The sequence below is a fragment of the Nostoc sp. genome, assembly GCF_036919555.1.
Classification (GTDB): domain Bacteria; phylum Cyanobacteriota; class Cyanobacteriia; order Cyanobacteriales; family Nostocaceae; genus Nostoc.
Genome location: NZ_JBALCS010000025.1, coordinates 33619 through 57721, shown reverse-complemented (window position 1 = coordinate 57721; position 24103 = coordinate 33619). Strand labels below are relative to the sequence as shown.

23 protein-coding genes and 4 pseudogenes are annotated in these 24103 nt (G+C 40.4%); 15 read left to right on the top strand and 12 right to left on the bottom strand.

Annotated features, from left to right (window positions below; translation table 11 throughout):
• The first annotated feature begins 94 nt into the window (after positions 1-94).
• Positions 95-406, top strand: coding sequence for a WD40 repeat domain-containing protein (locus V7K36_RS08530; protein ID WP_335114856.1), 312 nt, complete (start codon positions 95-97; stop codon positions 404-406).
• A 14-nt stretch (positions 407-420) separates the two neighbouring features.
• Here V7K36_RS08530 and V7K36_RS08525 read toward each other — a convergent pair.
• A pseudogene (locus V7K36_RS08525) lies at positions 421-822 on the bottom strand (Uma2 family endonuclease); the annotation flags it as partial.
• Between the two features lie 62 nt (positions 823-884).
• Between V7K36_RS08525 and V7K36_RS08520 the strand changes: the two are divergent.
• Positions 885-2195 (top strand): annotated as a pseudogene (locus V7K36_RS08520) (IS701 family transposase).
• Positions 2196-2197: 2 nt separating this feature from the next.
• On the opposite strand, the pseudogene V7K36_RS08515 reads toward V7K36_RS08520, so the two are convergent.
• Positions 2198-2377, bottom strand: a pseudogene (locus V7K36_RS08515) (Uma2 family endonuclease); the annotation flags it as partial.
• Positions 2378-2422: 45 nt separating this feature from the next.
• On the opposite strand from V7K36_RS08515, the gene V7K36_RS08510 reads away from it, so the two are divergent.
• Positions 2423-3397 carry an ATP-binding protein gene (locus V7K36_RS08510; protein ID WP_335114851.1) on the top strand — a complete coding sequence of 325 codons (975 nt, stop codon included), beginning with the start codon at positions 2423-2425 and terminating at the stop codon, positions 3395-3397.
• A gap of 54 nt (positions 3398-3451) precedes the next feature.
• On the top strand, positions 3452-3703 hold the full coding sequence (locus V7K36_RS08505) for a hypothetical protein (protein ID WP_335114849.1): 252 nt from the start codon (positions 3452-3454) through the stop codon (positions 3701-3703).
• On the opposite strand, the gene V7K36_RS08500 is transcribed toward V7K36_RS08505, so the two are convergent.
• The 6 genes from V7K36_RS08500 to V7K36_RS08475 form a co-directional block, all read right to left on the bottom strand.
• Entirely contained in the window at positions 3700-4572 is an 873-nt protein-coding gene (locus tag V7K36_RS08500; protein WP_335114847.1) for an SDR family oxidoreductase, read from the bottom strand. The two genes, V7K36_RS08505 and V7K36_RS08500, sit on opposite strands and share 4 nt — an antisense overlap.
• Before the next feature lie 290 nt (positions 4573-4862).
• Positions 4863-5606, bottom strand: a complete 744-nt coding sequence (locus V7K36_RS08495; protein WP_335114845.1) for a tetratricopeptide repeat protein — start codon at positions 5604-5606, stop codon at positions 4863-4865.
• Positions 5607-6217: 611 nt separating this feature from the next.
• Positions 6218-6343, bottom strand: a complete 126-nt coding sequence (locus V7K36_RS08490; RefSeq protein ID WP_335114843.1) for an element excision factor XisH family protein — start codon at positions 6341-6343, stop codon at positions 6218-6220.
• A 72-nt stretch (positions 6344-6415) separates the two neighbouring features.
• Positions 6416-8110, bottom strand: a complete 1695-nt coding sequence (gene crtO, locus V7K36_RS08485; protein WP_335114854.1) for a beta-carotene ketolase CrtO — start codon at positions 8108-8110, stop codon at positions 6416-6418.
• 105 nt (positions 8111-8215) lie between these two features.
• Positions 8216-8974 (bottom strand): LmeA family phospholipid-binding protein, encoded by a 759-nt coding sequence (locus tag V7K36_RS08480; RefSeq protein ID WP_335114841.1) that lies wholly within the window; start codon positions 8972-8974, stop codon positions 8216-8218.
• Positions 8975-9536: 562 nt separating this feature from the next.
• The gene (locus V7K36_RS08475) at positions 9537-10919 is read right to left on the bottom strand and encodes a cytochrome P450 (RefSeq protein ID WP_335114839.1); all 1383 of its coding nucleotides are present in this window, start codon (positions 10917-10919) and stop codon (positions 9537-9539) included.
• A 175-nt stretch (positions 10920-11094) separates the two neighbouring features.
• Here V7K36_RS08475 and V7K36_RS08470 point away from each other — a divergent pair, with 175 nt between their 5' ends.
• From V7K36_RS08470 to V7K36_RS08460, 3 genes are all read left to right on the top strand, one after another.
• Positions 11095-13308 (top strand): phosphoketolase, encoded by a 2214-nt coding sequence (locus tag V7K36_RS08470; RefSeq protein WP_335114837.1) that lies wholly within the window; start codon positions 11095-11097, stop codon positions 13306-13308.
• A gap of 656 nt (positions 13309-13964) precedes the next feature.
• Entirely contained in the window at positions 13965-14525 is a 561-nt protein-coding gene (locus V7K36_RS08465) for a hypothetical protein (RefSeq protein WP_335114835.1), read from the top strand.
• A 78-nt stretch (positions 14526-14603) separates the two neighbouring features.
• Positions 14604-14957 (top strand): hypothetical protein, encoded by a 354-nt coding sequence (locus V7K36_RS08460; RefSeq protein WP_335114833.1) that lies wholly within the window; start codon positions 14604-14606, stop codon positions 14955-14957.
• A 239-nt stretch (positions 14958-15196) separates the two neighbouring features.
• On the opposite strand, the gene V7K36_RS08455 is transcribed toward V7K36_RS08460, so the two are convergent.
• Positions 15197-15433 (bottom strand): DUF2281 domain-containing protein, encoded by a 237-nt coding sequence (locus V7K36_RS08455; RefSeq protein WP_335114831.1) that lies wholly within the window; start codon positions 15431-15433, stop codon positions 15197-15199.
• Positions 15434-15684: 251 nt separating this feature from the next.
• Here V7K36_RS08455 and V7K36_RS08450 point away from each other — a divergent pair, with 251 nt between their 5' ends.
• The gene (locus V7K36_RS08450; RefSeq protein WP_335114829.1) at positions 15685-15921 is read left to right on the top strand and encodes a hypothetical protein; all 237 of its coding nucleotides are present in this window, start codon (positions 15685-15687) and stop codon (positions 15919-15921) included.
• Positions 15911-16324 carry a PIN domain-containing protein gene (locus tag V7K36_RS08445; RefSeq protein ID WP_335114827.1) on the top strand — a complete coding sequence of 138 codons (414 nt, stop codon included), beginning with the start codon at positions 15911-15913 and terminating at the stop codon, positions 16322-16324. Before V7K36_RS08450 ends, V7K36_RS08445 begins: the two co-directional genes overlap by 11 nt.
• Positions 16325-16502: 178 nt before the next feature.
• Here V7K36_RS08445 and V7K36_RS08440 read toward each other — a convergent pair whose 3' ends face one another.
• Positions 16503-16700, bottom strand: coding sequence for a DUF4926 domain-containing protein (locus V7K36_RS08440; protein ID WP_335114825.1), 198 nt, complete (start codon positions 16698-16700; stop codon positions 16503-16505).
• A gap of 92 nt (positions 16701-16792) precedes the next feature.
• Here V7K36_RS08440 and V7K36_RS08435 point away from each other — a divergent pair, with 92 nt between their 5' ends.
• The 5 genes from V7K36_RS08435 to V7K36_RS08415 all read left to right on the top strand — a co-directional run bounded on the left by V7K36_RS08435 (position 16793) and on the right by V7K36_RS08415 (position 20576).
• Positions 16793-16984, top strand: a complete 192-nt coding sequence (locus tag V7K36_RS08435; protein ID WP_335114823.1) for a type II toxin-antitoxin system HicB family antitoxin — start codon at positions 16793-16795, stop codon at positions 16982-16984.
• A 364-nt stretch (positions 16985-17348) separates the two neighbouring features.
• Entirely contained in the window at positions 17349-17726 is a 378-nt protein-coding gene (locus V7K36_RS08430) for a VOC family protein (protein ID WP_334942786.1), read from the top strand.
• A 285-nt stretch (positions 17727-18011) separates the two neighbouring features.
• Positions 18012-19250 carry an acyl-CoA dehydrogenase family protein gene (locus tag V7K36_RS08425; RefSeq protein ID WP_335114852.1) on the top strand — a complete coding sequence of 413 codons (1239 nt, stop codon included), beginning with the start codon at positions 18012-18014 and terminating at the stop codon, positions 19248-19250.
• Complete coding sequence (locus V7K36_RS08420; RefSeq protein ID WP_335114821.1) at positions 19240-19989, top strand: PIG-L deacetylase family protein; 750 nt, start codon at positions 19240-19242, stop codon at positions 19987-19989. The genes V7K36_RS08425 and V7K36_RS08420 overlap by 11 nt, the downstream gene beginning before the upstream one ends.
• A complete protein-coding gene (locus V7K36_RS08415) occupies positions 19986-20576 on the top strand; it encodes a class I SAM-dependent DNA methyltransferase (protein WP_335114819.1) in 591 nt (196 codons plus the stop codon). The genes V7K36_RS08420 and V7K36_RS08415 overlap by 4 nt, the downstream gene beginning before the upstream one ends.
• Positions 20577-21131: 555 nt before the next feature.
• Here the strand turns inward: V7K36_RS08415 and V7K36_RS08410 are convergent.
• Positions 21132-21887: an SIMPL domain-containing protein gene (locus V7K36_RS08410; protein WP_335114817.1), complete on the bottom strand. Its 756-nt coding sequence runs from the start codon at positions 21885-21887 to the stop codon at positions 21132-21134.
• 290 nt (positions 21888-22177) lie between these two features.
• Here V7K36_RS08410 and V7K36_RS08405 point away from each other — a divergent pair.
• Positions 22178-22525 (top strand): annotated as a pseudogene (locus tag V7K36_RS08405) (IS701 family transposase); the annotation flags it as partial.
• A 58-nt stretch (positions 22526-22583) separates the two neighbouring features.
• On the opposite strand, the gene V7K36_RS08400 reads toward V7K36_RS08405, so the two are convergent.
• A complete protein-coding gene (locus V7K36_RS08400) occupies positions 22584-23903 on the bottom strand; it encodes a glycosyltransferase family A protein (RefSeq protein ID WP_335114815.1) in 1320 nt (439 codons plus the stop codon).
• Positions 23904-24103 lie beyond the last annotated feature (200 nt).

Here is a 24103-nt window from a genome sequence, read left to right as displayed (position 1 = left end):
GCATTGGCAGGTTGGCGCTACGCACCAACCTCACTTTCTTGTACGCGATCGCATTAATTGAGTATCACAAGTTCATATCAGTCGATAACCCGCAATTTGGGTTTCTAGTGACAAAACTATTAAAGTTTGGAGCCTAGAAACAAAAAATAAAATTTTTACCCTTACAGGACATAATGATGATGTCAATGATGTAGTAGTTACAGCAGATGACAAACAGTTGATTTCTGTTTCCTCTGACAACACTCTCAAAGTCTGGAATTTTGCAACAGGAGAACTCATTGCTACTTTTACAGGCGAATATCCCATCAATTGCTGTGCAGTAGCACCAGATAGCACGACAATTGTGGCAGGAGATGCTTCAGGTAGAGTGCATTTTTTGCGTCTTGAGAACATGATAGAGGGATGAGGGGAGAAATAATTTTATCTGCCAAAGATTTCATTGACAGTAATATTAACATCGGGTAAAGCTTGAATTGATAAAGTTTGACCGCTAGTGAACTTTTGCATCGGCTGATATCCTGCGGCTGTTGGCTGTTGATAAACTTCGACAATTTGCTCGTTAATATCTACTAACCAAACTTCAATTATGTTTGCTTCTGCATATAAAGGTATTTTCTCTTCCCGGTCATACATGATAGTCGAATCAGCTACTTCAATTAGTAAAAAAATATCCTGGGGTTGGGGGTGTGCGGTTTCATAAAAGTCATCACGGGGTTTGAGTAATGCTACATCTGGCTGAGGTTCTGAGTTATTGTTCAATGCAATTGGATTTTGAGCAGCAAGTATGACGCGCTTTCCCAACAACTGCATCAACAAATTAACCCTCTTTTGTCACTCTCGCAGGAGTATAATTAAGGGCGATCGTGAAAACCGAAGCAGAGAGTATGGTTGAACCTCGCCCACCTGCGCCTACAGTAAAATTTGTGGATGAGTACTGTCAGTTGTATCAAAAGCTGTTTCCAGAAGTGAGAAGCTTTGAAGCTTTCAAATATCTTCATGTGGGAATGGTATCTGATATAAAACGGAAAACACTGCCTGCGATCGCCAAAGTAGTAGGATTAGAAAACCATCAACCATTACACCATTTCTTAACAGAATCCCCTTGGGATGTTCAGAAATTACGGAAACAGCGATTAGAATTAATATTACATATACTTCAAGGTCGCCCAATTATACTAATTATCGATGAAACAGGCGATCAAAAAAAAGGAAATACAACAGATTATGTGAAACGACAATACATTGGAAATTTAGGGAAAACGGATAATGGTATTGTTGCAGTTACAGCCTACGCAGTACTATCGGGAATGACTTTTCCATTAATGTTTGAAATCTACAAGCCAAGAGAAAGATTACAACCAGGAGATAAGTACTTAACTAAACCAGAAATAGCAGCGATAATGATGAGAAAATTAAAATCAATGGGATTTAGGTTTAATCTTGTTCTTGCAGATAGTTTATATGGTGAGAGTGGGAAAAATTTTGTCCAAGTACTAGATGAATTAAATCTCAATTTTCTAGTTGCAATTCGCTCAAACCATAGAGCATGAGGCATAGCAGCAACCGAAGTTAAATATTCAGAGTGGCAAAGATTCAAGCGAGTCTTCTCCAACTTAAGTTCAGAAAATAGATTTATTAGAGAAATAATTTGTGGGAAAAACCAAAAAATTAGATATTGGCAAATAACAACCGATAAAGAAGCAGTCCCAAAAAACACTACTTGGTATGTAATGAGTAAATATCCAGAAATTACGCCGAGAGATGTTGGAAATTTTTATGGTTTAAGAACTTGGGTAGAATATGGTTTAAAGCAAAGTAAAAATGAATTAGGCTGGGCAGATTTTCGTGTCACTCATTATCCACAAATAGAGAGATGGTGGGAAATGGTCTGTAGCGCTTATTTGATGGTCAGTCTTCATTCTGAACAACCGCTTAAGTTTCCACCACAATTTAAATCTAATTTCTCATCGCATCCCTGGTGGGATAGAGGGAATGGTTGGAATAATATTCTTAATAACCTCCGTTTAATACTTCAACCGTTTGTACTATTTAATTTAATTAAACCTTGGTTAACAATCTTCAAAATCCCTCAGTTAGCTGAGGGGTTTGGTCAGCTTCAAACAATTATCAATGCTCTTACTTATTCCATTTTTCAAAACTTCAGTAACCTTGATTTATATTTTTCCTCTGCCTAGAGTGATAAAAGAGGGTTAATCAGTCGATTGACACAAGCAGCGTGTTTTGTCCCTATAGGTGACATCTCTATAATCTCTCCCCGAATCAATTCCACCCGCTCATCTTCTGTAAGAATCCCCGACTCAATCATTTTATGATATTGCTCAACTGTGAACTTCCGTCTTAATAACTGCACAGTCATGACTACCCCCAGTCTTGCCTTATCTTTTAATTATTCCTCACAATTATGAACTCGCCACCCAGACCACCCGCTACTAATTATCTCAGAGGACATCCAAGGGAATTTGAGCAAATCATTCAAGAAAAAAGCCACAACTTTGTCGGTCGTGAATTTGTCTTCACGGCTATTAACAACTTTCTCCACCGCCATAACCAGGGTTACTTCACTATCATTGGCGCACCTGGTAGCGGTAAAAGTGCCATCCTTGCCAAATATGTGGCAGATAATCCTCACGTTGTCTATTACAATGCCGAATTTGAGGATAAAAATCGTGCTGACGAATTTCTCGTAAATATCTGTACGCAACTAATTAATCAATACTCGCTTAATTACGCCTCTCTCCCTGATAACGCCACAGAGGGAAGTTGGTTTTTCTCTAATCTTCTCCAGCAAATCAGCGATAAGTTAGAACCTCATCAAAAACTGTTAATTGCCATTGATGGGTTGAATTGCATTAACCGCAACAGCCAACCACCTGGGACAAATCTGTTTTATCTCCCCCGCTATCTCCCCGATGGGCTTTATTTTCTCCTCACTCGTAGACCTTTTTTGCGGGAGAAGTCAGGTTTATTAATTGAAACGCCATCTCAAAGTCTGGATTTAGCAGATTATCCCGAACAAAATCGGCAAGATATTCAAGCATATATTCAAAGTTACCTAACCCCCCTAACCCCCCTTCCCTATGAGGGAAGGGGGGAACAAGATTACTCTCCTCCCCTTGTAGGGGAGGGGTTGGGGGAAAGGTCAAGACTTATGTCTTGGCTAAGTGAACATAATGTTAATGAGCAGGAATTCTGCGTAGATGCGGAGCAGCTTGCCGTTAGGCATCGCCTCACGACTTTGAGCGAAAATAATTTTATGTATGTCAGTCAGATAATAAGTGCGATACCTTCTCTAGGAGAGGCTACGCCAACGGTAAGCTTCTCTACGATACCCTCCGCGAGCGCTAACGCAGAAAATTCCTACCCGGAACCTTTCTAGTACAATGAACTCCCGCCTAGTTTAGAAGCATATTATCGGCAGCATTTACACCAAATGATTTCACCCGAACAAGGGACGGAACATAGCACAGATGTGTTAAATGTCTTAATTCAGCAGCAAAAAGCAATCTCAGTAGAAGCAATTGTACAAATCATTGATACTGATGAATATGAAGTTGAGGAAGTTCTAGAAAATTGGCTTGAATTTTTACACCAAGAACAAATTGACGGAGAAACCCATTATAGTCTCTATCATTCCAGCTTCCGTCATTGGTTAGGTACACAACAAATACAACCTGATGATTAAGTATTGATTAGTTCCTGCAATTCTTCTTTTAAAGATAACGGCTCATACCCTAATGCAAAAGCTTTAGAACTATCCAAAGAAACATCTACTGGTCTAGGTGCTGCCATTTTCACATCTTGTTGTCGGCAGGATTTAAGCCCTATAGTGGGAAGTTGAAATACCTCAACTAATATCTGTCCAAAATCGTAACGCGAAATCCGCTCTTTGCCACCTAAATGAATGATGCCGTTAACTTTTTCTAATGCTAATAAAAGTCCTTTAGCGGCAGTTCTTCCACTTACTGGTGTGCGAAATTCATCTATAAATAAACTTAGTTCTTTTTCTGCTTGTAAAGTTTGAATAAATGGCTGGATAAAGCTTTTAGCTGTGGGTGTTGCTGCACCAAACATCAACGGCATTCGACACACTGCGGTCATGGGATACCTTTCTAGCATATCTGCTTCTGCGATCACTTTTTGCTCACCATAAAGATTGACAGGACACACAGCATCTGTTTCTCGATAGGGGGCATTTAAGCCATCAAAAACTAAGTCAGTTGAGGTAAAGGCACAAGGAATAGAATTATCTGCACAAAGTCCGGCAATATTGCAGGATGCTATGACGTTAATTGCGTGCGATTCTTCAGGGTGGGTTTGACAAAAATTTGGTTGCGAATGTGCAGCTGTATGAATAACTGCTGTTGGTTTAACATTACTAAATATGCGCTGCAATTCCTGAAAATCTGTTAAGTTCACTTTTAGCATTTTGATGCCAGGAATTTCTAGAGGATGGGAAAAATAAGTGCCATAAACTTCCCATTCTTGTTTTGCAAGCTGGCAAAGATGCCATCCTAAAAAACCACTTCCTCCGGTGATTAACAATTTTTTCATGTCTAATTGTAAACCGCTCAATAAAAAAATTACCGAAGAAGAATAAAAGCGCCAGTCGCCAGAATTCAGAATTTAATTCTGAACGAAAAAGTGGATGAATCGTGCATCTTTTGCCCCCGACTTCAGTCGTCCAGGAAAAGAAAAGTATTCCTTTGTTGAAACGCCTGACTTAACTGCTGGGGTATTCTGACCGGAGCTTTCGCCCTGCTCCGGCTCCGCTCCTGAATTCTGACTTCTGACTCCTTTTCATAGCAATTTTATATTCTATACTGAATGGTGGTGACAAAATACTATTGCAGTAATTCCTGAAAGCGCTTTTCACTACGCACTTTGCTAAAGTCTGGGTCAGTTTTTGCTAACTTCTTGTATTTATCAGGAACAAGCTGGATTGCTTTGTCTAAGTTCTCAATTGCTAATTCCAGATTGCTTTGTAATGCATAAGAGCAAGCTTTATTATAATATACTTGGTGCAAATCTTGCTTGATGGCGATCGCTCGATCATAAGATGCGATCGCATCTTGGTAGCGGTGCAGCTTTGTCAGAGCAATACCTCGGTTAATTAAGGCTTCATACTTGTCGGGTTTGATCGCGATCGCTTTGTCGTAAGATGCAATAGCGTCTTTATAGCGTTGCAACGATGTTAAGGCGATGCCACGATTATACCAAGCTTCATATTTGTCGGGTTTGATGGCGATCGCTTTGTCGTAAGATGCGATCGCATCTTTGTAACGTTGCAACGATGTTAAGGCAATGCCACGGTTAATCCAAGCTTCCGAATTCTCAACTTTGATGGCGATCGTTTTGTCATAAGCTTTTATGGCATCTTCGTAACGTTGTCCATCTAATAAATGATTGCCTTGATGAAAGAAATCTTCTGCTTTTTGTGTTGCCTTCGCTTCTATCAAAAGTTGGGTTACATTACTTTCTTGCACAACTTGCGTAGTATTTTCTGTCCATGACTTTGCCCCACCACTACATCCAAATGCGAAGAAAGCTATCAAGCCAGATGCAACGAAGCAGCGTTGAAAAACCATGCTGTACCTACAAAAATTATCAGATAATGTTAAAATTGTTCGTTTTTTGAGTATTATCAAAATACACTAGTTTTTACCCATTAATTTGCTTATATTTTGTGAAATAACTTTGTTGATGATGTGTAAAACCTTCTTCAAATCATGCGTGTATTAGATTATCATATTAAATACACATAAAGCAATTGCTTAGAGATTATCTAAGTCAAAAAAAAATATTTGTGTTGCTGTATAGGTAGACATCGCACGCGTTTGGTAATTTCCCTTTTAATTAACAAGGGTGCGATCGCACTAGTATAGTACGGCGTCAGTTTGCCTCCTTTCCCCGCTTGTGGGGAACTTGGGTTCCCTCTGGGGATTAGCGGCAGGGTGGTTTCATACGAAGAAAGAAAAATACATAAGTCTTGATTCTCGTTTTGTGACATAGCCTTTTGCCCCACTTCCATTCCTCTCCCCGTTGGCGTCAGCCTGCCGTTAGGCAAGGGTCGAGAGGCTTTGAAACTCAGTTTTGTTTTTTCTCTGCTTGTATGAAACTACCCCCCTCTGGGGATTAGGGGCAGAGGGAGACGAAGTATAGCTTTGGCTCTTTGGGATTCTTCGGGTTTAATAAGTAATCAAGCGGACATGATATACAAATCTTTTTTGGCTATCTCAAGTTTCAGAGGGTCGTGGGTAATTGTCCATCCGTCCTTGAGTAGGGCATTTTTAACATGATTGTGGTAAATATCGCGTGAAGGCATACATCTGTTTTTGACTTTTGCAAGAAGTCTATTGTATGCCTTGGCGATCATAATACTCTATCTTTGCAACGCTTAACTAATGCCAAACACTGACTCAACAGTTGACTTAATCGAATCGCGTGCATCTTTTAAACTTTGACTAATAGGATGTTTTGCCTGCAAAAATGCGCGCGCACAATTGCGTCCCGGCATTCCTGAAATCGAACCGCCTGGATGAGTTCCTGCACCAGTCAAAAATAGATTATCAATTGGCGTTTTGTAGTTCGCTATTTCTGGCAAGGGACGGAAAAATATCATCTGATCTAAAGTCATGTCAACATGGTAATAATTCCCTTTGTACGCACCTAATCTTTCTCCTAGTTCTGCTGGACTTTCTACACGACGGGCGATAGTTGCATTCTTAACATTCGGTGCATAGTCTGCCAACTTATCAACCACCCTATCTGCAACTTTGTTTTTCAATTCATCTGTCCAACCAGTACCTTTTAAACCAGTGCCTTCTGCACCAGCAATTTGATAAGGGGCAAAAAACTCAATCCATACGGTGTGCTTACCTGGGGGTGCTAATGTGGGGTCTAAATAGCTAGGCATCACCAAATACATTGATGGGTCAGCATCAGGAATCTCTCCCAAGGTACATTTACTATGAGCCTGTTCTACATGAGCTACAGAATCGGCAATTAAGATAGAACCAACGAGATATTCATCTTTGTGGGCGTGGTATGGAAAGTGCAGTGGTTCGTCTAAAGCCAAATCTATCTTGAGGATGGTTTCGTTATTGTTAACGATGCGGCGTTCTAACCTTTCCCATAAATCTGGATCGGCTGCATTAACATCGCTTTTATCAGTCATTTGTAAGAATAACCGCTTGGCATCAATATTAGAAATAACCCCATGTTTAGCGCGATATTCTTTACCACCAGCAACTCGCACACCCACCGCTTTTCCATCATCAATTAAAACTTTTTCAACTTGCTGATCTGTCAGAATAACCCCACCTTTACTTGTGACTAAATTCACTAAAGCTTTCACAAGTGCGCCAGTTCCGCCGCGAGGTCTGGCCATTCCAGGATTGTGACGCATTGCCATCATAATTGCACCAATAGCAAGGGTTTTTTGCGATGGTGGCGCACCAAGTTCTGCTGCAAGTCTGGCTAGTGGCGCTTTCAGAAATTCTTCATCAAACCACTCGTTAAGTAAATCCTCGGCGCTGGTTAACATGGTGCGAATAAAGTCCAGCGTTTTGTTTGGAGAACCGATAACCGAAAATAAATCTTTCAGTTTTGTGATGTCGTAGTTACCAAGGATGTCTATAATTGACTTTGGCGGTGCATTAAACATGGGAATCATTGCACCTAGCGATCGCTGCCAAAAGTCTACAAATTCGGCGTATTTTTTGGCATCACGTTCACTGTAACGAGCAATTTCTGCACAAGTTTTTTCCACTGACTTATGTGCTAAGAAATATTTGCCATCAGGATGAGGACAGAAAACAACCGGATCGCATTCCAGATAATGCAAGCCGTATTTTTCTAGTTCTAATTCTTCAACAACTGGCCCCAAGTGAATAAATTCATGGTCAATAGCACACAAATTAAATTTAAACCCAGGAGCTTCTTGGGGTAAACATTCTTCAGTTGTTGCTGCACCACCGATAACAGAACGCTTTTCTAGTAACAGGACACTATAACCAGCTTTCAGCAAATAACCTGCACAAACTAGCCCATTGTGCCCAGCACCGATCAGCACAACATCATACTCTTGCATAGTTGTCACTTTTAAATTAAGTAGCTTTTAAAAGCTTATTAAACTTTTCAAAAATTTACATCATTCCCTAGTTACAAAAATTATCCTTAAATAGTGTCAATACTACTAAAGAGATAGTTCAGTTATTGATGATGGTATTTGCTTCACTTGAGTTTCTACCAGAAGTATTAAACTACCCTTTTCTACTTTTATATCTTTAATCTTGAACGCCATACCTTCCCATTTAAAAGATGGTATATTCATCAGTTCTTTGGCTTTCTGCATTAAAGCTGTAACTACTTCTATTGAAATCCCGCCTCCCTCAATGCAGTTAAAACTCTCCAGCATCGCGGGTTGTGAATTAGTCCGTGGGCGAAGCAGGGCAGTATAAGCTAAAGGACGAGTATTTCCCTTTTCCTTTAACAGCAATCTTCCTCTACATTCAATTTTGCCTTCACCAGGTAAAAATACTTGAATTTTTTGCGGCTCAAAACTCACAATCTCGCCATCTACATCAAAATCAAAGTTTTGCATCTGGCTGCTGACAAATTCTGATGCCAAAGCGCGGTTCATATCCACTTCTGTGAGTACAATCCGAGCAATGGCATTTACAGCCTCATTGAGTTCTATTTGACCAAAAAGAGCGCTGAAGGGATTGATGGCAATACTATCTGTTTGCAGTTTTATTTCCTGTATGCGAATGTCTTCTTTAATCACTAATCCTTGACCTGAAACAGAAACTCCATCTGCCTGTCCCTGAACTATTTTCAACAGATCGGTTTGTATATCTATGTCTATTTTTTCTGCTTCATCTAGCTTTTCGGATATTCTTTTTTCAGCTTCCTGGGATAGAAATTTTTCTTCCAACCGATTATCGTCAGGCATGAATTATTAATTTCCTAAATGTCCTCTTCCTATTTACTGTAAAGGCTACTTCTGAAGAGTGAATCTATATTGGGGTATATGTTAGTTTGGAGGATTACAGTTATTCGTAATTCGGAATTTGTAAACGGGACTACCATCGTTAAGCACAGATTACAAACGCTTTTAATTAATTAGGAATTAGTTTGAAAATATGTCTAAATATATATAGCATTTCTCGTTTGTATACAATAAACTTTTACCTCTTTCCTTTTAGGAGAGAGGCTTTGAATCTTAGTCCCCAACGCTACAAGGGAAGCAGGGTGGTTTCATACGAAGAAAGAAAAATACAGAAGTCTTGATTTCTCGTTTTGTAGCATGGCTTTTTACCCCACTTCCATTCCTCTCCCCGAAACGGAGAGAGGCTTTGAAACCCAGTTTTAGTTTTTCTCTGCTTGGATGAAACCACCCTGCCCAACGCTACAAGGGAAGGGGGTTGGGGGTTATGTCTCTATTGGACTCAACTGAGAAACGCTATAGATGGGAGTTGAAAATTTGCTGAATGCAACCATCAATCTCCGCAGTATTAAACAGTGGTTGTCTGTAGGATGGGAGACTTCACCTGACGTTGACCTGTGACAACCATCTGGATAGGACGATCTGGGCCTGTCACCAAACCACGGCGTTTAGGTCGCACTTCACCATTGTCAACTAGTTTTAATTCTAGGCTAGAAAGGATTTTAGCGAGTGCTAGCTTCATTTCCAACTGGGCAAATGCTAGACCAATACAACGCCTAGCACCACCCCCAAAGGGCAAATATTCATAAGGGGAAAATTGCCGTTGTAAAAAGCGTTCTGGCTTAAACTGCTTAGGTTCTGGATAAATATCTTCCCGTTGGTGGGTCAAATAAATAGAACCAAGTAGGACTGTACCCGGCTCTAATTCATAACCGCCTAGCGATAACGGTGTTCTTACTACCCTTGGAAAAGTTAACATAGCTACTGGGTAAATCCGCAATGTCTCGGAACAAACAGCATTAAGATAAGGTAATTTGAAAACCGTGCCGGGGTCTGGGTTATCGCCCAAGCTATCTAATTCTTGCAGTAGCTTTTGGTGCACTGATGGTATTTTGTGAATCCAGTACAATGCCCATGCTAAGGCTGTCGCTGTGGTTTCGTGACCAGCAACTAACAGAGTCATCAATTCATCGCGCAACTCTTCATCAGTCATGGGTTGACCGGCTTCATCCCTAGCAGCCATGAGTAAGCTAAGAATATCCGTGCGTGATGAATCTCCTTGTTCTCGACGTTCCCGAATTTCCTCATAGATGAGTTTGTCAGCTTCCTGCTGAACGCGCATCTGTTTTCCCCAGAAGTTAATCGGGCCAAAATCCCTTTGCAAAGCTGGAAAATAAAGCAAAGCCACACTTAACCGAGAACTAGCTTTTTCTAAAAGATCGCCCAAAAAGTTCTGTAGTTTTTCGGCGCGAGGCCCTTCATGTAGCCCAAACACAGCTTGCATAATCACCCGCAGGGTAATAGCTTTAGTAGCAGACCGAATATTAAAGGGTTTACCTATCTGGTATTGGCTAATAACTTGCTTGGTGACATCGGTAATTACCTGACTGTAATTCCGCATTCTTTCGCCGTGAAAGGGAGGCATTAACAATTGGCGTCGACGCTGGTGTTCTGCGCCACTAATGCTAATCACAGAATGCTTGCCCAGCAAAGGTTCAAACACCTGATTCAAATCGCCAGGGGCTTCTAATTCCTTGGTATCATTTGTCAAAATTTGCTCTAACGCTTGGGGGTTGCTGACCATTACCAAAGGAGGAAGATTTTTGTCTAATCTGAGAGTAAAAATCTCGCCATAGCTTTTGGCACAAGCCTCCATAAATGACATCGGATTAACAATCCAGCGCAGCATCTGTAAAACTGCTGGACTTTGCGGCCCATTTGGTAATTTCATAACTTTTTTTGCTAGCTTAATATTTTTTTGCTACTTAAATGGTTGCGTAACCATTTAAAGTACTTATTCTAACGTTGCAAAAAACCAATAAACTGTTACAACCTCAAAGATGTAAAATTTTTGTTAACTTCAACGAGCATCTACAGTTTCATTTCATCGTCAAAAGGTACTCAGCATGACTGCAATCACCCCAAAGGCATCTTCAGCGCTTCCCGATTTTTTTGAAGGTATTCAATATTTTGGTGAAGCGTTACCAGATTTTGAAACTCATGGTGCAACACCTGCTATTGAGTCGGGCAAAATAGCGATCGCATCTCCCACAGAACCGAATGCTGTATATCAAACTTTACTAGCTGCCGATGCCCTCCGCTACCTGATTTTACAAGTCACCGCTAGTAAGGCTTCTGGGCATCCCGGCGGATTCGCCAGCCAAGCAGAAGCTTACGCATCTCTTGTCATGCTGGGATACAAGAACATTATCACTGAAGTCGGACACCACGCCCCTGGATTTTATAGTGCCATGTTCTTGGATCGATCGCTAGAGGATATGGGAATTTTTACAGTCCAACAATTGCGCGATCGCTTCCGAGAAAAGCACGGACTTTTAGGACACCTTTCTGGTTTCATCCCCGGTATTCTCGCACCTGCGGGGCCTTTGGGACAAGGGCAACACTTTGCAATGGCGGCTGCACTGTTACACAAAGATAAGTTATTCCCCTTTACAGTTGGTGATGGTGGATTGGGTGAACCATATATTGTAAGTGCGATCGCACACTTCCATACAGCTTATCCTGCTGTCACCAACTTCTTACCAATACTGGTGTGGAACGGTTACAGCCAAGAACATCACAGTATGGTTTCCCTGAAAACCAATGAACAGATGCAGGCATATTGGCAAGGTAACGGTTTTGATGAAGTTATATTAGTTAATGCCAAAGACTTCGACGATCAAAACCAGCCAGGGGATTACGTTGATAGTACTGCTTTTTCCTTCGAGAAGCGGCTAGCATTTACTCAAGCAGTACTTTCGGGTGTGGATAAAGCAGCGCGATCGGCACTGGGCGGAAAACTTACCGTCTTCATTATTAAACAACTTAAAGGTGCAGGAGTCCACGCGCGGGGTGCAAAATCTCACAACCTTTATCCCAAAGATACGCTAAATGCACCGCATATTATCAGTGCATTGCAAACCCGTGCTTTGTCTGCGGAGGCTTGGCAATTAGTCAGAACAAATGCAGAACGCGCAGGCGGTGGCCCTGCGGCGAAAACTGTGGTGACAGAATTTGAATTCCCATTACCAGAATTAGGCGAATTACCTTTAGAAGAATATGCAGTTGGAGCTGAACCTAAAGTTTCCACAACAGCGATGGGACGATTAGTAGGAATAGTTGGAAAGAAAGATCAGAATTTCCTTGTCACCAACGCCGACGGTAACGAAGCATCAGGAATTGCCAACATCAACCAAGCATTAAAGATTATCCACCCCACAACCGACGACTTATATTACCAAGCACCAAATGGACAAGTTTATGAACCATTGAGTGAAGATGCTTGTGCCGGTTTAGCTGCGGCTTTGGCGTTAATGGGTGCGAGAACTTTGTGGTGTTCTTACGAATCTTTTGCCATCAACGGATTACCAATTTGGCAAACTGTAACCCAATCAATGGCAGAATTGCGTCGTCAAACTCCCTCAACTATTACTTTATTCACAGCAGGCGCATTAGAGCAAGGGCGCAACGGTTGGACTCACCAACGTCCAGAAATTGAAGCTTACTTTGCTTCGTTGATGCGAAATGGCAATGTTTTCCCCTTATTTCCCCCCGATGCTAATAGTATTCAAGTCTGTTATGACTGGGCATTGAAAAGTAAAAATAAGGGAATTGTAATTACTGCAAGTAAGTCGCCATTGCAAATTCGCACCACTTTTGAACAAACTCGTCAAGGGTTGCGCGATGGTGCAGTGCTGTTACATGAAGTCGCTGGTGATAAGCAAGTTGTATTTGCTGTGATTGGCGATATGACATTAATGCCAGTATTTGAAGCTGCGGCTTTCTTGGAAACTGAAGGTATTGGTGCGAAGATAGTTTCTGTGATCAATCCTCGGCAATTGTACCGTAGCCATGATACTGCGTGGGAAACTTGTTCCCAAGCCGAAGGCGGTTTCTTAGATGATGCGAAATTTGCCAAATTATTTGATGGTGATGCGCTAATTGCTGTGACTGGTGGCGCTGCGGCGATGCTAGAACCAGTTTTGTTGCGAAGTACAGCGAAGCGCGATACTTTCGCGTGGAAGCGTGGGGAGACTACAGCTAGTGCTGGCGAGTTGATGGCCTTTAATGGATTGACTGCTGAAGCATTGACAAAACGTGCGATCGCATTAGTGCATTAAGGCTAGAATTGTTTTTACTTTTATCGCATTTATACGTATACAAACGCTGAAAGATTGCGTTGTAATGCGTATATTTGCGGTTTTTTATTTAAGAGAACTTTTAGCGCATTGGATTAGCAAACAAGAGAGATACAGCGATATTAGCTGTAATTTATTGATAGTAAGAGTTCTATGGCTTTGAAGCTATATTTTTGGCTTACAAACCTGACTTATGAGTTTTGAAGCTAGTTTTTGATTTCAAAACTTAGTTTAGAAGTTTAAAACTTGATTTGGGAGTTCAAAACTCGATTTAGAAGTTCAAAACTCGATTTAGAAGTTCAAAACTTGATTTAGAAGTTCAAAACTTGATTTAGAAGTTCAAAACTTAGTTTAGAAATTCAAAACTTGATTTACGAGTTGAAACGAAGCGCAATACTTTTGCTTGCAAACGTGGGTAAACTACAGCCAGTGCTAGAGAGTTGGTGGAGGTTTGACGAAAGGTGCGATCGTTTTAGTGCATTAAGATTAGTATTTAATAATTAGGAAAATCTCAATTTTTAACCGCAGATGTACGCAGATAGATGCCGATAGATTGGCATTTTAATGCGTGTATATGCGGTTATTATTATAATTATTTTTTTGTATATTTTTAATATAAATAATCTTCAAAGTATTTTATGTATAAGATAGAAGTCAAGATTGATGGGCAATTTGTAAATAATTTTTATAATGGTTCTATCTATGATTTGGTTTTTCTTGACTTAGAATTTTGGCCGGATTATTTACAGGTACAGGGAAAAACAGTACAAAGAATATATGGATACACCATTACTCGGCTTCTCAAAACAAGTAAGCAACAATATATAAGAATTAAGTTTTTAGAATTTGAATTTGAGGAAAATCAACTTGTTGAGGAAATTATAAAAGATATTGAAAGATTGAAAAACAAAATATTTATTGGCTTCAATATAAAAGATAGTGATCTGATAACGTTGATAAATAGATCAAAAGCTCTAGCCATACATTCAAACGTTAATGAAATAAAATTATTTGATTTTAGAAAATATTCACAATTATATGGCTATCAAGGTTTAAATGGTTTATTTGAACACCTTGAAATTGAAGTAAATAAAAAGATTGGCGGTAGTTATTTTCGTCGTAATCCTAGAAAAGTATTGTTACGAAAAAGCGGTTGGATAGATATTTTATTAAATATAGGAATCCGATTTGATTTCTGAAAACATACTGAGACTGAAAATCCCGTTTGATCAGGGTTTTATCCGAAATCTTGTTCAAAAATCAGATATGAGTCCTATATGTTTGAGTATTGTTTAGAAGATGCCGCAGGTTACTTTGAAATTGTATCAAATTGGAATAAAAAAAATCCCAGAATAACTAAAGATATGATTACAAGGGAATCATTAAATTACTCTGAAGTAGAGAAAGAAACATCAGTCCCACTAATACATCAGGATGCAGAAATATTTTCTATACAAAACTTCCAACCTACATCAGATCAGCTTCTAAGTAATCTCACAATAGCAGATTTGGAAGCTTTAATCGTCAAAATAGTTCAAAAAACTCTTAAAGAAGAGATGCAGAAGCTAAAGCATGAGCATTTGTTAAATCAAACAACACACATCAATCATCCACTAAAAATTTTTGTATAAGACGATGTTTGAAAAGTCATGATTGATGTATCAAATATTTTTTTACCCCACCCTAACCCTCCCCTTATAAAGGGGAGGGAACCGGATTTTCTTATTTCCCCCCTTTATAAGGGGGGATTAAGGGGGGTAATAATTCGATTAAGATTACAACATATCACTTTTCAAACATCCTCTAAACATTTGCAATAAAATAATACATATTTACCACAGCTATAGGTTAAGCAATAGACATTATCTCATCACGAATCAGAACCATTCATATAATCTTTATTAGTAGACAAATCACTCGCTGCTTCCACACAACCAACGTATTCTTGAGCCAGAGTCAAAGCTGAAACCCCTGACTTGATTTCTTGAGAAGATAACTCTTGTTTTTGGATTTTCGCAAGTAAAAATTCTACAAAATCTAACACCTTTTGTTGCTTATCAGGAGGTAATATTCTTACCTTGTCTATAATAATTTCTTCAATGTTCATTTTCTCTAGCGTCTCGCGTAGACTAAATATATTTTAAACTTTAAAGTATTATTTGGCTGTATACCTTTTGCCCTGACTTCAATTGTTAGGTACTCAAGAGGATAAATTTAGTAAGTGTGTAGACATAGCCCATCATATACATGGCACTGTTCACATTAATTTATCACACGCGATCGCGTTACCTCACTCAGGTTTAAAAGTAGTCTATAATAGGGTCATACCGAAAACTTTCCTCAATTTAGAAGTTAATCATGCTGATAAAATTTGAAGAAATATATAGAGATATTGATACTTTACCAGAAGAAGCTCAAATCCTACTACTTGATTTTATTCAGTTACTCAAAAAGCGTTATGCTCAACCAGAATCAGAAAATCATGGTCGAGAAAAAAGTCTAAAAATTGAGCATTTTTTAGCCCAAGTCAATAACTACTCTTTCCTACTTCCTCCAGATTATAAATTTAATCGAGAAGAAATATATGAGCAATAATATTTTTCTCGATACCAATCTCTGGATTTATCTCTACGCCAAAAACCCACCTGCAAAATACCAGCAAGTTGCAGAAATTATCAAAAAGAATTCATCATTGCTTTTAATTAGCACTCAAGTTTTGGGTGAGTTATTTCATGTTTTAACTCGAAAAAAATTTACATCAAAAACAGATGCGATCGCAATTATATCAGATATAGTCAACACGTTTCCTGTTCAAGCTATTAGCACAACACAAGTTATACAAGCATTGGAAATTAATGCACAATATAACTACTCTTATTGGGATAGTCTAATTATAGCTACAGCTTTACTAGGTAAATGTTCTATAATTTACTCGGAAGATATGCAACATAATCAGTTAATAGATAACAAAGTAAGAATCCTCAATCCATTTGTTTGATTTACCTTTGCATTACCCTCATATCCATAAACAATGTGACACAAGATATTAATGGAAATCATGCTGAGGTGTTGCGAAAAGGGATGCCTACGGCTGTCTACGCCTATGCCCTATTGTCTGAGAGTGAATAGATTGCAATTATTGCATTACATTAATTTATCACGCGCGATCGCGCAATCTATCTTCTTCTAATGGGACGTACTTGTATGCTCGGAAGTGAAACAATTGCCACAGTCTCGCCATCCAATGTGACAAATTCAACCTCATATCCTTTGCCACCCTGATGTACTAAAACAACTGTACCTATATCACCCTCTTCTAAACTATATTCTGACAAATCGCTAGTCAGAATAACTCTATCAAGTTCTTGAATCATTCTTCCCTGGGTTTCAGTGGATATGAAATAACAAACTTAAGATTATAAGGTTATATTTATTCTAGACCTCGACTATACAAGATTAATTTCTTATGAAATTTCAAGTAATTTTTACTTTTGATTCAGAATATGAAGGCTATGTTGCTGAGGTTCCTGAGCTTCCAGGCTGCGTGAGTCAAGGCAAAACACTAGATGAGGCAATTGAAAATATTAAAGATGCCATTACGGGATATCTCCATGTCGAAGCTAAACATGGCAAAAATTTATCAACAACTTATAAATAAGTTTTATCTAATACATTTATAACTAAATATAATCATCGTTGATATAGGATTTTGGTTAGCTCTTATTGATAAAAAAGACACATACCACAAAAGAGCAAAACAATTAGAGAAAATTCTCCATAAAAACGAAATAACTGCCTTCTTGATTCATATTGACATAGAAATTGGCAAGCGTGGGGCTGAGAAAGATTGAGTATCAAACATAACCTAGCAAATGATACTAGGCCAAAGTTCAGCCATGAATCCCGCTTGATTAGGGTAAATATTAAACTACTGTTTAGCGATTGGGTTCAAGTGGTTTTAATGATCAAAAAAGTTGATAATATCTATAAGTTGCAAAAGTTTTGGATTAGCACAGTAGATTATGACATTGAAAAACACCTTTGGTGAATATAGTTTTGTCACTAAAGTAGACGTTACGAATCTGGAAGCTAGTGTCGAGTGGTACAAGTCCAAGCTCGGATTAGTTCCTGAACCCAAATATGACACTCCTAGCTGGAAACAGTTCAGTCTCCCTGATATTGGGCGCGTTGCAATTGGACTAAACTTAAGTAACTCAGTTGAACCAGGTAGTACTGTTAGTACCTTTGTTGTAAACGATATAGTTACTGCTCGTCAAAACCTGATTGAAAAAGGAGTTGAAGTTGGGCCAATTACAGATGTCGGTCATGGAGTGCAATTATCTGTCTTTAAGGATATTGACGGAAACTTGTTGGGGCTTCGGCAGAATCCGCAGTCTTAACCATTAGCTACTGAAATCGGCGATTAGGCAGCAACTAAACTCATGTTGCTGCTTCTTTATCTCGTTCCCATGCAAAGCTAGGAATGGCTGATTAGAGGCTCTGGCTCCAGTCAGAGCCGCCTAGAGGGATGTACTGAGATCCTTGATTGTGCTAACTATAAGAGCAAAAGACGCTTTTAAAATATCCTCTTAGAGGTATTTTAATTTTCTCCCTTTTTATTGAGTATAGAATCACACAAAAGATAGAGGTATTAACCGACTTAATTTCATTATTATTAACAACATATAAAGAAATATTACAGAAAGGAGTCGGCCATTAGCATCCAATTATCAAATAATATCGTCATCCCAAAATGGCATGATTCCAACATTGCCCTTGATCTAAAACGTGCCAGGGAAATTGCTGATTATTGTGCAAACAATGCCAGTGCTATAGATTGCAATAGTGCTTTTCCCAAGCAGGAGTTTGAACTGATTGCTAAGGCTGGGTTGTTGGCTGCACCATTGGCGAAAGAATTAGGCGGATGGGGTGCAGGAATAGATGCTAATGTTACCTACGAGCTTTTAATGCTATTAAAGCAGATAGGGCATGGCAATCTGGCAGTTGGCCGAATTTATGAAGGACATATCAACGCCCTGGAACTGATTCAGACCTTTGGTTCTACAGAACAAATCACAAGCTGCGCCCGTGATGTCCGCGATCGCCATAAAATATTTGGTGTTTGGAATGCTGAAGCTTCTGATGGTGTCAAGGTAATTCCTTTTGAGAATGGACGTTATCGCCTAGAAGGTTCTAAAACCTTTTGTACTGGTGCAGGCTATGTTGAACGTCCTTTCGTGAATGGAGTATTGCCAGAAGGCGGTTGGCAAATGTGCATTGTGCCAATGGACGAAGTGACAACAGTTAGTGATCCATCTTGGTGGCAACCTTCTGGGATGCGAGCTACTGCTAGTTACAAAGTGGATTTTAGCGGTGTCGAGTTGGAACAGAGCGCTTTAATTGGCCAGCCAGGAGATTACTTTCGCCAACCTTGGTTGTCTGTTGGGGTGATTCGGTTTGCTGCTGTGCAATTAGGTGGCGCAGAAGCATTGTTTAACCTGACTCGCCAGTATCTCCAAAAGTTGGAATATACAAATGATCCATATCAACAGGAACGGCTTGGCAAAATGGCGATCGCCATTGAAAGTGGTAATCTCTGGTTGCGGGGGGCTGCGGATCAGGTAGCAGCCTATGCGCCAGTATTTGGTGGCTATCCTACAGATCCCCACCCGCAAGCAGATCAACTCGTAGCTTATGCAAACATGGTGAGGACAGCAATTGAGCAAATTTGCATTGATGTGATGCATTTGTGTCAACGTTCTGTTGGGACTCGCGGCTTATTACCACCAAATCCGATGGAACGCATTATCCGAGATTTGACTCTATATCTGCGTCAACCGGCTTTTGATGCGGCCTTGGCAAATGTCGGTCAGTATGTCTTGAAGCAAAGTAATCCTGCTTCAATGCTTTGGAATGATGAATAAGTTCGGCTTGATTGGATTACCACTAAACAATCCTAGTGTTTTGCCCTGGCGTTCAGTTAACGAGATAGCTTGTAGTCGGGCGCTAATCGTCGCACCCCATCCTGATGATGAGACGTTAGGTTGTGGGGGTGCGATCGCTCTGTTAGGGTCTTTAAATTGTCATGTGCAAGTTTTAGTCATCAGTGATGGTACTCTTTCACACCCTCGTTCTCAGAAATATCCCGCAGATAAACTCCGGGATTTACGGGAAGCGGAAACGCTATCAGCATTGAAATTATTGGGTGTAGAGATTAATGATGTCACCTTCTTGAGAATGCAGGATGGGTCAATTCCAACACAATATCAAGGTGCAGTAGCGAGTTGTCGTGCTTACATCACAGAAATCGCCCCAGAAATTATCTTTTTACCGTGGCGATATGACCCTCACGCAGATCACCGAGCGACGTGGAAGTTAATTCATGCAGTGCTGGATGATTTGCGCTTATCCCCCCGATTGATTGAGTATCCGATTTGGGATTGGGACTCAGAGCAACGGGGGAGTCTGCCCGCATCTCTTAAGGTGACAACTTGGCGGTTAAATATTAGCACGGTGGTGGAGTTAAAACAGCAAGCGATCGGTGCTTATCGTTCCCAAATTACAGACTTAATTGACGATGATCCAGAAGGCTTTCGCCTGAGTGCCGAAATGTTAGCGAACTTCACTCATCCTTGGGAAGTTTATATAGAGGAAATCCAATGAACCCGTTACAATCCAATTCCTTACCACCCAGCTACTTCGATCAACTCTACAGCGAAGCTCCCGACCCGTGGAAGTTTGAGACAAGTGAATACGAAGCTAACAAATATGCCGCCACAATCGCAGCTTTACCCAAAGAGCGCTATCGGTCTGCCTTTGAAATCGGTGGTTCCATTGGCGTTTTAACTGAAAAGCTACAAGAACGTTGTGACAGATTATTCTCGGTTGATGTGTCAAAACTGGCGCAGAATAGAGCAAAAGAGCGCTGTCAGCATCTCTCCAATGTCAAGTTCCAGATTATCCGTGTCCCAGAGGAATATCCTGATGAGATGTTTGATTTAACTCTAGTCTCGGAAGTTGGCTATTACTGGAGCTGGGAAGACCTGAAAAAATCCCAACAGTGCATTTTAGAACACCTGGAAGCTGGAGGACATCTACTTTTAGTTCACTGGACACTCTATGCCCGTGATTATCCCTTGAGTGGGGATGAAGTTCATAACTCGTTTTTTGAGTTGACCCCAAATAAACTGCGGCATTTAAAAGGTCAACGCGAGGAAGAATATCGGCTTGATTTATTCGAGCGAGTCTGAGAATTGACACTCTCCGCCCTAAAGTGCGGAGATTCTTTAAGACATTACTGCCTTACAGCAGAATTCAAGTATTTGAACAACATCTATCGTAGGGGCACAGCATTGCTGTGCCCTTACTGCCTGGTCTATTTACCTGAAAATCAGCAATTCTCATTATGAGAATGATTGTCAACATTTTCAGTGTAAAACTAACTGATGGAACCTGACTTTTCACGTTATGTGGAAAAACCACGAAACACCTAACCCCCTTACCGACGCTCTAAGGGGTAAAATTCAAAGTCTCTCTCGTCTTAGCCCTCTTCTGTCACTTTCCGCGAGGGCGATCGCTAGAAGCCTCATGAGGCAACCAATACAAGCTATACTATTAGAAAAAAATTTGTCTTGTATTTGTTATTAGAAAAGAATCGCGCGATCGCCTGCTATACAAAAGCTCTAGAATTCGGAAATTGCAAAAGTTTTCGGAGAGTGACAGAAGAGGGTTAGGAGAGAGAAATAGAAGTGAGGTTTTCCAGATACCGTGAAAAGTCAGGCTTGTGACAGTTGCGTAAGTCCTGATTAAGCAGATCGCTGCAATCCATTAAGAGCTAGATCGAGAGTACCTGCTGAATTTGGAGAATAAGCTATATCTAAAGAAACACTACCTTCTATCGTCTGAGTGCCACCAATTAAAGGAGTTATAGTACCTGTTGCAAAAGCGTTATTTGTTGCATTAAACAGCAAAGGAGATGGGCTAGGATTGTCAGCCGAGTTAATATTAATGTCAATAATCTTTCCGGGGGTTAACTTCAAGGTACTAAAAACAGCCTGAGCCTGAGCTTGGGCATCTTTAACCGCTTCGCTTAGAACCTGCAAACGTGCCTGCTGCAATGCTTGGTCTGAGGCAGTGAAGCTTATATTCTGTATTAAATTCGCCCCTGCTTGGATAGCTGTGTCAATTGCTGCCCCAGCTCGAGCTGTTGGTAACTTAAACTGAAGTGTGTTGAGTTCTGTAAAGCCAGTTAGGATTTGGCTATCATTATAGACGGGATTTAGTTGAATAGATGTAGTTTGAAGTTCTTGCGCCCCAAGCTTTTGCAGCACATCAACTACTGCTGTTGAACGTTGAGCAGTTTTTTCTTGAACTTCGGTTGTGGTTTTTCCGTCTACTTGAATCCCCAATTGCACCTCAGTTAAAGTAGTGGGAACGGTGACTTCTCCTTGACCAGTAACTTTCAATATCTGAGCAGTGTTTGGATTAGTACTACCAGTCAGGGGATCGACGAGCGCAGGAGCCTGCCCACTCACTACTGTGAGATTATTTGTGTTAGCCATCTTATTCTCCTTGCTTAAATGATGTTTGAAACCTGTTGATGTTTTAATCTAACAAGATGTCTGAAAACTAAGAAAGCCCACTCAACGGTATCCTGTCAGTAGGAAAAATACTTAAGTATGACAGCGTTACAAGAGCCATAAATCCATCATACCTAATTAACTCAGAACTTACGCATTGACAAATTAGACAACAAATGCACTATAAAAAAGAAGAAAAAATATGCGATCGCTAGTCTGTAGGGGAGTGGAAAGATGGATAATTTACACTGTCTCTATTGAGCGCACGGACAATCAGAGTAACTACCAAGCCATCCACGGCAAAGTGTGATATTAACACTTACACTCTGTTTTTATTGGCAGAATCAAAGTATCCAGGCTGCACACGTTTAGCAGACATTATGGAAGATTTGTCACATGATAGTGTCAACAGATTTTTGCTACGTGAGCGGTACGAACCAAAGGATTTATTTGATGAAGTTAAGCTGTATATCAATTTAGTAGGTGGCACATTAAGTGCAGACGATACAGTAATTGACAAGCCTCATAGTGACCCGAAATTAACAGAATTAATTGCTTATATTTATTCAGGAAGGCATCATCGTACAGTTAAACGATGTCTGCGACAGCTTATTACCCTCGAACGCGAGTAATGTGTCGCAGACAAGATTCGCTAACGCTTCCCTATCGGTGACGCGTTTAGTTAGGGCAAGGGTTTAACACCCCACTGTTGCGTAAGCTTCCCGCAGGGCACGGCTCTTTAAGTGGTTCCAAATCATCCGGGGTCGAATTCCCTTGGAGTTTGCTCCAACTAAGCCGCAAACTCTCAAGACGCAAGCGCAAATCTCCAATTGCTTGTTCAATTTCCACGTATTTCCAGCGCGAAGCCCAAGTTTCTTCTGACTGCTGGCGTTCTTCAACTTGTTCAAACAACTGACCAAAGGTATAAGGTTGGCTCAATTTCTGCACAAGCCATTGGGTTGAAACTCCCAGCATCTCTGCCAAAGATACAAGGCTGTGATGACTTGGCTGATAGCCATTGAGAGCGCACCCCCACATCACTCGTAATTGGCGACGTGTAACAAAACGAGTTTCGATAGCCCCTGCTGGCTCGACTACAAATGATTGCTGTTGCCTTCCCATTTCTATCCATTTACTCAGTTGATTTGCTAAACCAACATTGGTACGTCCGATTTGTCTTGCTGAAGTTACTACCCGCACTAGGGAACTGTGACGAAAACGGGCATTTACCCGTACCAAGGCACGGTAAAAAGCGACATCTTCGGGAGTCCGCACTGGCGGTAAGCCTCCTGCCAGTGCATACATTTCTGCTGTTACTGCCAAACTTGCTCCATAATGTTGATAATGGCGGGGAAAGCTGTCATGGGGGTCGGGATCAAGATAAGTTTCTAATTCGGTAATTAAATAGCGGTAGCCTACTTCACGCAGATAGCAAGCTCTGGCGTAAGGGTCTAGATTAGCACGACCAACGCGCTCAACAAGAATTCGCCCACCTACAGCATCAGCACCACAGTTAATTTCGTATAGGTTGGCAGCAATCCAAGTTGGGCTTACCTGCGAGTCTCCATCAGTTGAAGCAATTACCCCCCTTGTGCGTCCTAAGCTACACAAACGGCGGTATGCTTCATCCATCAAAATCTGACGCACTCGACCAATATAGGCTTCCGCAGGAGGCAGAGTTTTTTCAACTACATGCAGTGCTATATCTGGATGTTGTTGAGCGAAAGTCCGGGCTATATCTGCTGAATCATCACTACAATTATTTGCTAACAAAATTATTTCGTAGCGTCTGGGATCTAAAAGCTGTCCTTCTAGATCAACTTGATGTATTAAGGCAGTAAGGGTTGCTGCCAACGTCTGAGCTTCATTGCGAACTGGAACAATTACACAAACTTCACAATGCTGTAACGGCGGGATTTTGACTAAAGGTTGAGAAAAGTCTTTATCGAGTTGTACAGATAGAAAGTCAGCAACGAAAAACAAGCGCTTACTTTCCATAAAAACCATTTTTCCATCTCCAGGAACAGCGACACAGTATATTCATCTACAGTCGGAAATTATTAATATTTGTAACTCTATTTTCGATATTTTCTCATTTATTTGGAATCTACCTACAGTATGATTAGTGGTGATTAAAACTCTGCCAACAGAAGCTATCAAAGATTACCGTCTGTCTGCTCTTACTAAAAGCTTTACTA

What these genes read in the sequence shown, in the direction of transcription:
- V7K36_RS08510 (WP_335114851.1), top strand. Translation starts at nt 2,423, where the DNA reads ATGAACTCGCCACCCAGACCACCCGCTACTAATTATCTCAGAGGACAT.
- V7K36_RS08505 (WP_335114849.1), top strand. Translation starts at nt 3,452, where the DNA reads ATGATTTCACCCGAACAAGGGACGGAACATAGCACAGATGTGTTAAAT.
- V7K36_RS08500 (WP_335114847.1), bottom strand. Translation starts at nt 4,572, where the DNA reads ATGAAAAAATTGTTAATCACCGGAGGAAGTGGTTTTTTAGGATGGCAT.
- V7K36_RS08495 (WP_335114845.1), bottom strand. Translation starts at nt 5,606, where the DNA reads ATGGTTTTTCAACGCTGCTTCGTTGCATCTGGCTTGATAGCTTTCTTC.
- V7K36_RS08490 (WP_335114843.1), bottom strand. Translation starts at nt 6,343, where the DNA reads ATGCCTTCACGCGATATTTACCACAATCATGTTAAAAATGCCCTACTC.
- crtO (WP_335114854.1), bottom strand. Translation starts at nt 8,110, where the DNA reads ATGCAAGAGTATGATGTTGTGCTGATCGGTGCTGGGCACAATGGGCTA.
- V7K36_RS08480 (WP_335114841.1), bottom strand. Translation starts at nt 8,974, where the DNA reads ATGCCTGACGATAATCGGTTGGAAGAAAAATTTCTATCCCAGGAAGCT.
- V7K36_RS08475 (WP_335114839.1), bottom strand. Translation starts at nt 10,919, where the DNA reads ATGAAATTACCAAATGGGCCGCAAAGTCCAGCAGTTTTACAGATGCTG.
- V7K36_RS08470 (WP_335114837.1), top strand. Translation starts at nt 11,095, where the DNA reads ATGACTGCAATCACCCCAAAGGCATCTTCAGCGCTTCCCGATTTTTTT.
- V7K36_RS08465 (WP_335114835.1), top strand. Translation starts at nt 13,965, where the DNA reads ATGTATAAGATAGAAGTCAAGATTGATGGGCAATTTGTAAATAATTTT.
- V7K36_RS08460 (WP_335114833.1), top strand. Translation starts at nt 14,604, where the DNA reads ATGTTTGAGTATTGTTTAGAAGATGCCGCAGGTTACTTTGAAATTGTA.
- V7K36_RS08455 (WP_335114831.1), bottom strand. Translation starts at nt 15,433, where the DNA reads ATGAACATTGAAGAAATTATTATAGACAAGGTAAGAATATTACCTCCT.
- V7K36_RS08450 (WP_335114829.1), top strand. Translation starts at nt 15,685, where the DNA reads ATGCTGATAAAATTTGAAGAAATATATAGAGATATTGATACTTTACCA.
- V7K36_RS08445 (WP_335114827.1), top strand. Translation starts at nt 15,911, where the DNA reads ATGAGCAATAATATTTTTCTCGATACCAATCTCTGGATTTATCTCTAC.
- V7K36_RS08440 (WP_335114825.1), bottom strand. Translation starts at nt 16,700, where the DNA reads ATGATTCAAGAACTTGATAGAGTTATTCTGACTAGCGATTTGTCAGAA.
- V7K36_RS08435 (WP_335114823.1), top strand. Translation starts at nt 16,793, where the DNA reads ATGAAATTTCAAGTAATTTTTACTTTTGATTCAGAATATGAAGGCTAT.
- V7K36_RS08430 (WP_334942786.1), top strand. Translation starts at nt 17,349, where the DNA reads ATGACATTGAAAAACACCTTTGGTGAATATAGTTTTGTCACTAAAGTA.
- V7K36_RS08420 (WP_335114821.1), top strand. Translation starts at nt 19,240, where the DNA reads ATGATGAATAAGTTCGGCTTGATTGGATTACCACTAAACAATCCTAGT.
- V7K36_RS08415 (WP_335114819.1), top strand. Translation starts at nt 19,986, where the DNA reads ATGAACCCGTTACAATCCAATTCCTTACCACCCAGCTACTTCGATCAA.
- V7K36_RS08410 (WP_335114817.1), bottom strand. Translation starts at nt 21,887, where the DNA reads ATGGCTAACACAAATAATCTCACAGTAGTGAGTGGGCAGGCTCCTGCG.
- V7K36_RS08400 (WP_335114815.1), bottom strand. Translation starts at nt 23,903, where the DNA reads ATGGAAAGTAAGCGCTTGTTTTTCGTTGCTGACTTTCTATCTGTACAA.